Origin of the sequence: Stenotrophomonas sp. TWI1183, assembly GCF_039673115.1 — a bacterium.
In the GTDB taxonomy this organism is placed as follows: Bacteria; Pseudomonadota; Gammaproteobacteria; order Xanthomonadales; family Xanthomonadaceae; genus Stenotrophomonas; species Stenotrophomonas maltophilia_AA.
On record NZ_JBDJKZ010000001.1, the window covers coordinates 501,155 to 507,370 of the forward strand.

A 6,216-nucleotide genomic window follows, 5' to 3' on the forward strand; every position below is an offset into this window, starting at 1 on the left:
CTCCCACCGCGGCAACCAAGGCGCCCAGCCGTTGCTGTTGCTGTTGCTGTTGCTGTTGCTGTTGCTGTTGCTGTTGCTGTTGCCGCCACCACAAACAAAAACGGGCACCCTCGCGGGCGCCCGTTTCAGTGACTCCAGCCTTTCGGCAGGGATCAGGCCTTTTCGGCTTCCACAACCACCTTGACGGTGGTTTCGACGTCGGCGTGCAGGTGAACGGTCACCTCGTACTCGCCCACGTTGCGGAACGCGCCTTCGCCCAGGATCACTTCGCTCTTTTCCAGCGGCAGGCCGGCAGCGGTGAAGGCTTCGGCGATATCGCGCGGGCCGACCGAACCGTACAGCTTGCCTTCGGTCGAAGCGTTCGCAGCGATCGTGACGCTCTTGCCTTCCAGCTGCGCCTTGCGGGCTTCGGCGTCAGCGTGGATCGACTGGGCCTTGGCTTCGTAATCAGCGCGCTTGGCTTCGAACTCAGCCACGTTGGTCGCGGTGGCCGGAACGGCCTTGCCGGTCGGGACGAGGAAGTTGCGGCCGTAGCCCGGCTTCACGTCGACCAGATCGCCCAGACCGCCGAGGTTGGTGACCTTCTGAAGAAGAATCAGCTTCATGGTGTAGCTCCAAATATGTATTCGTTAGCGAGGCTCAGGCCCCGCAGCGGATGGCTGTCCGAATATCCGAACGGCAGACCTGGAAACCGCCCGACGCCATGGGCGCGGGCGGCCAGATCCGCGAAAGCGGCGGCCGCAAGGCCGCCTGCCTTCATCAGACGTCGTGGTTGTCGGTGTACGGAATCAGGGCCAGGAAACGGGCGCGCTTGACGGCCGTTGCCAGCTGGCGCTGGTACTTCGACTTGGTACCGGTCACGCGGCTCGGCACGATCTTGCCGTTCTCGGTGAGGTACTGGCGCAGGGTGTTGAGATCCTTGTAATCGATCTCCTTGACACCTTCGGCCGTGAACTTGCAGAACTTGCGACGACGGAAGAACTTGGACATGTCAGTGCTCCTTAAGCGGCCGAAGCGGCGTCTTCGCCGGCATCGGTGTCAGCGGCGGCGGGGGTGGTTTCACCTTCTTCGTCATCACGACGACGACGCTCGCCACGCTCGGGCTTGTCACCCTTCTCGTCCTTGCTCTTCATGATCAGCGACTGCTCGGTGTCAGCTTCGTCACGCTTGATGACGAGGTTGCGCAGCACGGCGTCGTTGAAGCGGAAGCTTTCCACCAGCTCGCTCAGCACGGCCTGGTCGCACTCGATGTTGAGCATGACGTAGTGGGCCTTCACCAGGTTCTGGATCGGGTAAGCCAGCTGACGACGGCCCCAATCTTCCAGACGGTGGATGGTGCCGCTGCCGTTCTCGACCAGCGCCTTGTAGCGCTCGATCATGGCCGGGACCTGTTCGCTCTGGTCCGGATGGACCAGGAACACGACTTCGTAATGACGACTCATGTGTTTTTACCTTTCGGATGTGGCCCTTTGAGGGCCGGACAGCCCCCCGCAGGTGAACGCGGTGGGGCAAGGGTCCTGCCCGGAATCAGGCAGGAAGCCGCGCATTGTGGCAGCAGAAGGGGTTTCAGGCAAGCCGAGCGGGCGCAACAGGCCCGGCGCGCGGGCGATCAGGCCTTGTCGGCCTCGGTCGTGAAGCTCTCGCCGCAGCCGCATTCGGCGGTCGCGTTCGGGTTCCTGAACGTGAAGGTCTCGCTCAGTCCATGCTTGCCGAAGTCGATTTCAGTGCCGTCGACCAGGTCCAAGCTGGTGGCATCCACATAGATGCGGACCCCGTCCTGCTCGAAGACGGTGTCGCCCTCGCGCTCATCGCGGGCCAGATCGGTGATGTGGCCCCAGCCGGAACAGCCGGTGCGGGTCACGCCGAAACGCAGGCCCAGCGCGCCGGGGGTCTGTTCGACGAACTTCTGCACACGGGCAAAGGCAACAGGGGTAAGGCTTACGGCCATGACAGGCAACTCCAGCGGATCGTGATCATTATAGAGGGTATGGCGCGGCCCGGCTTCGACGGCCGTCGCTGCGGTTCACATGGCGCGCAGCCCCGGAGAGCGCGCGAAAAATGCCTCGCAAGCCGAACACCGCACCCGTTAAACTCCGTGTTCAGAGATCGAGTCGATCAACAGAGGATTCAAGTCATGACGGTGGTCAGCGTTGAACATGCGCTTGCCGGGAAGATCCCGGAAGGCGGCGAGGCAACAGTACGCGGATGGGTCCGCACGGTGCGCGGCTCTGCGGCGCTTGCCTTCGTCAATGTCACCGATGGCTCCTGCTTCGCCCCCATCCAGGTGGTGGCCAATGACACCCTGGCCAATTTCGACGACATCAAGAGCCTGACCCCGGGCTGCTCGGTGATCGCCCGCGGCACCTTGGTCAAGTCCCAGGGCAAGGGCCAGTCCTTCGAGATCCAGGCCAGCGACATCGAGATCGTCGGCCTGGTCGAAGATCCGCTGACCTACCCGATCCAGCCCAAGCCGATGAGCCCGGAGTTCCTGCGCGAAGTGGCGCACCTGCGCCCGCGCACGAACCTGTTCGGCGCGGTCACCCGCATCCGCAACTGCCTGGCCCAGGCCGTGCACCGGTTCTTCCACCAGAACGGCTTCAACTGGATCAGCACCCCGATCGTGACCACGTCCGACGCCGAAGGTGCCGGCCAGATGTTCCGGGTCTCTACCCTGGACATGGCCAACCTGCCGCGCAACGACAAGGGCGAGGTGGATTTCAGCCGCGACTTCTTCGGCAAGGAAACCTTCCTGACCGTGTCCGGCCAGCTGAACGTCGAGGCGTACTGCCTGGCGCTGAGCAAGGTCTACACCTTCGGCCCGACCTTCCGTGCCGAGAACTCCAACACCACCCGCCACCTGGCGGAGTTCTGGATGATCGAGCCGGAAATCGCCTTCGCCGATCTGGCCGAAGACGCGCGCCTGGCCGAGCAGTTCCTGAAGTACCTGTTCCGCGCGGTGCTCGATGAGCGCGGCGATGACCTGGCCTTCCTGGCCGAGCGCGTGGACAAGAACGCGATCACCAAGCTGGAAGGCTTCATCAACGCCCCGTTCGAGCAGATCGACTACACCGAAGCGGTGAAGCTGCTGCAGAAGGCCGACAAGAAGTTCGACTTCCCGGTCGAATGGGGCCTGGACCTGCAGACCGAGCACGAGCGCTGGCTGACCGAAGAACACATCGGCCGCCCGGTGGTGGTGACCAACTACCCCGAGCACATCAAGGCCTTCTACATGCGCCTGAACGATGACGGCAAGACCGTCGCCGCGATGGACGTGCTGGCCCCGGGCATCGGCGAGATCATCGGCGGCAGCCAGCGCGAAGAGCGCCTGGACGTGCTCGATGCGCGCATGGCGCAGTTCGGCCTCGATCCGGAGCATTACGGCTGGTACCGCGATTTCCGCCGCTACGGTTCGGTGCCGCACGCCGGTTTCGGCCTGGGCTTCGAGCGCCTGGTGGTCTACGTCTGCGGGCTGAGCAACATCCGCGACGCGATCCCCTACCCGCGCGCACCGGGCAGCGCCGAATTCTGATCCCGACCACGGAGGCACCGAGCCCATGACCCTGTTCTTCGCGCTGTGTTTCGTCGGCGTGGCGATCGCCGGGTTCAGTGCCTTCGTGATCTTCTGGCCGCTGACCCTGGTCCACATCCGCGACCGTCATCCGGCGCTGGCGGATCGTTTCGGTACGGGCGCATTCCTGCGCCCGGATGCGCTGCGCTGGCTGCTCGGCCGTGACTATCGCCAGAGCAGCGACCGCTCGCTGACCGGCCTGGCCACGCCGGCCTGGCTCTCGCTGCTTACTCTTCTTGCCGGACTGGGCATGGCTGCCCTGCTCTGGCTGCTTTCGATGGTACTGACATGAACGACGACACTTCCCACCACGACGAGTGGTTCCTGGCCAGCCTCGGCAACACGCTGATCTGGGCCCGACTGCGGATCCGCCCGGCGGGCACCGCCGAAGTGCTGGACAGCGACGGCAACACGCTGAGCTACGACAGTGAAGACACCGCGCGCTCGCAGCTGTTCGACGCCGAGTTCGTCGCCTACGACGGCCTGGACGAAGAAGACGCCCTGGTGCGCGGCTTCTCGCTGCATGAAGTGCAGCCGCCGCAGGCCGACAGCGACGACGCGCTGCACGGCCGCATGGTCCAGAGCCTGGGCGCGCGGGCGTAACCGGCGATGTTCATCCCATCCGCCTTCGTCGAGACCGACCTGATCTGGCTGGACAGACTGCTGGCGCGTGATGCGTTCGTCACCCTGGTCACCACCGGGCCCGATGGTCTGCCGCAGGCCACCCGCCTGCCGGTGCTGTACAAGCGCGATGCCGACGGCATCCTGATCGAAGGCCACTGGGCCAGGCCCAACCCGCAGGCGGGACACGCCGGCCCGGCGTTGATGCTGGTGCAGGGCCCGCACGCGTACATATCGCCAGGCTGGTATCCGGATAAAGCCGCGCAGGCGCGCGTACCGACCTGGAACTACGCGGCTGCGGAACTGCGTGGCGTGCTGGAACCGACCACCGAACCGGACACGCTGATCGCCATGCTGGACGGCCTGAGCGCGCACTACGAAGCACAGGTAGGGGGTGACTGGGACCTGCTGCCGATCGAGCCCCCGCCAGCAGCGCATGCTCGGCGGCATCGTCGGTTTCCGGTTCCGGCCGGCGCAGGTGCAGATCAAACTCAAGCTCAGCCAGAACCACCCCGAAGCCAACCAGTCCAGCGTGATCGACGCGCTGTCGGCACTGGACGCCCCGGCATCCCGCGAGCTGGCGCAGTGGATGCGCTGGCGCCGCGAGGGCGGCACCGCCGCCGACTGACCTTCCCCACTCCTGCGACGACGCGGCCATGATGGCCACGCCTTGCCCCCACCCGACGTCAGGGACCCCGCACGATGAAAGACATCCACAAGCTGCTGCAGAACAACCGCGAATGGGCGGACCGGATCGAGAAAGAAGACCCGGATTTCTTCCACCAGCTGGCCAAGCAGCAGCACCCGGAATACCTGTGGATCGGTTGTTCCGACTCGCGCGTGCCGGCCAACCAGATCATCGGCATGGCACCGGGTGAGGTGTTCGTGCACCGCAACGTGGCCAACGTGGTGGTGCACACCGACCTGAACTGCCTGAGCGTGATCCAGTACGCCGTGGACCAGCTGAAGGTGAAGCACATCCTGATCGTGGGCCACTACGGCTGCGGCGGCGTGCACGCCAGCTTGAACAACACGCGCGTCGGCCTGGCCGACAACTGGCTGCGCCACGTAGGCGATGTGGCGCAGAAGCATGCGGCGATCATGGACGCGATCGAGGAGCCGGAGCTGAAGCATGCCCGCCTGTGCGAGTTGAACGTCATCGAGCAGGTGGTCAATGCCTGCCGTTCGACGATCGTGCAGGACGCATGGGCACGCGGGCAGAAGCTGATGGTGCACGGCTGGGTCTACAGCCTGAAGGACGGCCGGGTGCGCGAGATGGGCATCGACGTAGGCGCGCCGGAAGACCTGCAGCCGGCCTACGAGAAGGCACTGTCCTACGTTCCGCGCCACGGTCGGCGCGACTGATCCTTCCTTTCTGCGGACAGCGACCATGCTTGCCTCCCCCATCAATCTGCTCGGCTGGATCGAGGAACACCGGCATCTGCTGAAGCCGCCGGTCGGCAACAAAATGATCGAGAACGGCGATTTCATCGTGATGGTGGTCGGCGGCCCGAACAGCCGGACGGACTTCCATTACGACGAGGGCCCGGAGTGGTTCTATCAGCTGGAAGGGGAGATGACGCTGAAGGTGCAGGAGGATGGCGCGGTACGCGACATTCCAATCCGCGCGGGCGAGATTTTCCTGTTGCCCGGTGGCGTGCCGCATTCGCCGCGCCGTCCGCCGGGCGGTGTGGGCCTGGTGGTGGAGCGCAAGCGGCTGGCGCATGAGCGCGATGGGTTGATGTGGTTCTGCGAGCGGTGCAATCACAAGTTGTACGAGGAGTTTTTCGCGCTGGAGAACATCGAGACGGATCTACCGAAGGTATTCGATCGCTATCACTCCTCGCTGGAGCTGCGCACGTGCGATGCGTGCGGGCATGTGGATCCGTTGCCTGCGAACTGAAAGCCAAGCGGCGCTTGAATTGCCTGGAAGTGGGGGGGGGGGGGGGGGGGGGGGGGGGGGGGGGGGCGGGGCGAGGAAGAAAGGGGATGGAGAGGGGGGGAGAGGAACGCACCCACCCCTCCAA

General features: G+C 64.8%; 10 protein-coding genes. 6 read left to right on the forward strand and 4 right to left on the reverse strand.

All coding sequences use genetic code 11. The features are described from left to right. Positions 1-152: 152 nt before the first annotated feature. The 4 genes from rplI to ABE434_RS02360 all read right to left on the reverse strand — a co-directional run bounded on the left by rplI (position 153) and on the right by ABE434_RS02360 (position 1,948). On the reverse strand, positions 153-605 hold the full coding sequence (rplI, locus tag ABE434_RS02345; RefSeq protein WP_019184347.1) for a 50S ribosomal protein L9: 453 nt from the start codon (positions 603-605) through the stop codon (positions 153-155). A gap of 154 nt (positions 606-759) precedes the next feature. Continuing rightward, positions 760-990, reverse strand: a complete 231-nt coding sequence (gene rpsR, locus ABE434_RS02350; RefSeq protein ID WP_002804494.1) for a 30S ribosomal protein S18 — start codon at positions 988-990, stop codon at positions 760-762. Between the two features lie 11 nt (positions 991-1,001). Beyond that, positions 1,002-1,442, reverse strand: a complete 441-nt coding sequence (rpsF, locus tag ABE434_RS02355; RefSeq protein ID WP_319213497.1) for a 30S ribosomal protein S6 — start codon at positions 1,440-1,442, stop codon at positions 1,002-1,004. A 167-nt stretch (positions 1,443-1,609) separates the two neighbouring features. Then, positions 1,610-1,948 carry an iron-sulfur cluster assembly accessory protein gene (locus ABE434_RS02360; RefSeq protein WP_123729654.1) on the reverse strand — a complete coding sequence of 113 codons (339 nt, stop codon included), beginning with the start codon at positions 1,946-1,948 and terminating at the stop codon, positions 1,610-1,612. Positions 1,949-2,134: 186 nt separating this feature from the next. On the opposite strand from ABE434_RS02360, the gene asnS reads away from it, so the two are divergent. From asnS to ABE434_RS02390, 6 genes are read left to right on the forward strand one after another with little or no spacing between them, the layout of a single operon-like run. Next, positions 2,135-3,529, forward strand: coding sequence for an asparagine--tRNA ligase (asnS, locus tag ABE434_RS02365; RefSeq protein ID WP_346477675.1), 1,395 nt, complete (start codon positions 2,135-2,137; stop codon positions 3,527-3,529). A 25-nt stretch (positions 3,530-3,554) separates the two neighbouring features. Further along, on the forward strand, positions 3,555-3,860 hold the full coding sequence (locus ABE434_RS02370; RefSeq protein WP_176990894.1) for a hypothetical protein: 306 nt from the start codon (positions 3,555-3,557) through the stop codon (positions 3,858-3,860). Continuing rightward, entirely contained in the window at positions 3,857-4,171 is a 315-nt protein-coding gene (locus tag ABE434_RS02375) for a hypothetical protein (protein WP_346477676.1), read from the forward strand. The genes ABE434_RS02370 and ABE434_RS02375 overlap by 4 nt, the downstream gene beginning before the upstream one ends. A gap of 6 nt (positions 4,172-4,177) precedes the next feature. Continuing rightward, positions 4,178-4,849: an FMN-binding negative transcriptional regulator gene (locus ABE434_RS02380; RefSeq protein ID WP_346477677.1), complete on the forward strand. Its 672-nt coding sequence runs from the start codon at positions 4,178-4,180 to the stop codon at positions 4,847-4,849. 42 nt (positions 4,850-4,891) lie between these two features. Continuing rightward, positions 4,892-5,554 carry a carbonate dehydratase gene (gene can, locus ABE434_RS02385; protein WP_346477678.1) on the forward strand — a complete coding sequence of 221 codons (663 nt, stop codon included), beginning with the start codon at positions 4,892-4,894 and terminating at the stop codon, positions 5,552-5,554. Positions 5,555-5,579: 25 nt separating this feature from the next. After that, entirely contained in the window at positions 5,580-6,092 is a 513-nt protein-coding gene (locus ABE434_RS02390) for a 3-hydroxyanthranilate 3,4-dioxygenase (RefSeq protein WP_346477679.1), read from the forward strand. The last annotated feature ends 124 nt before the right edge of the window (positions 6,093-6,216 follow it).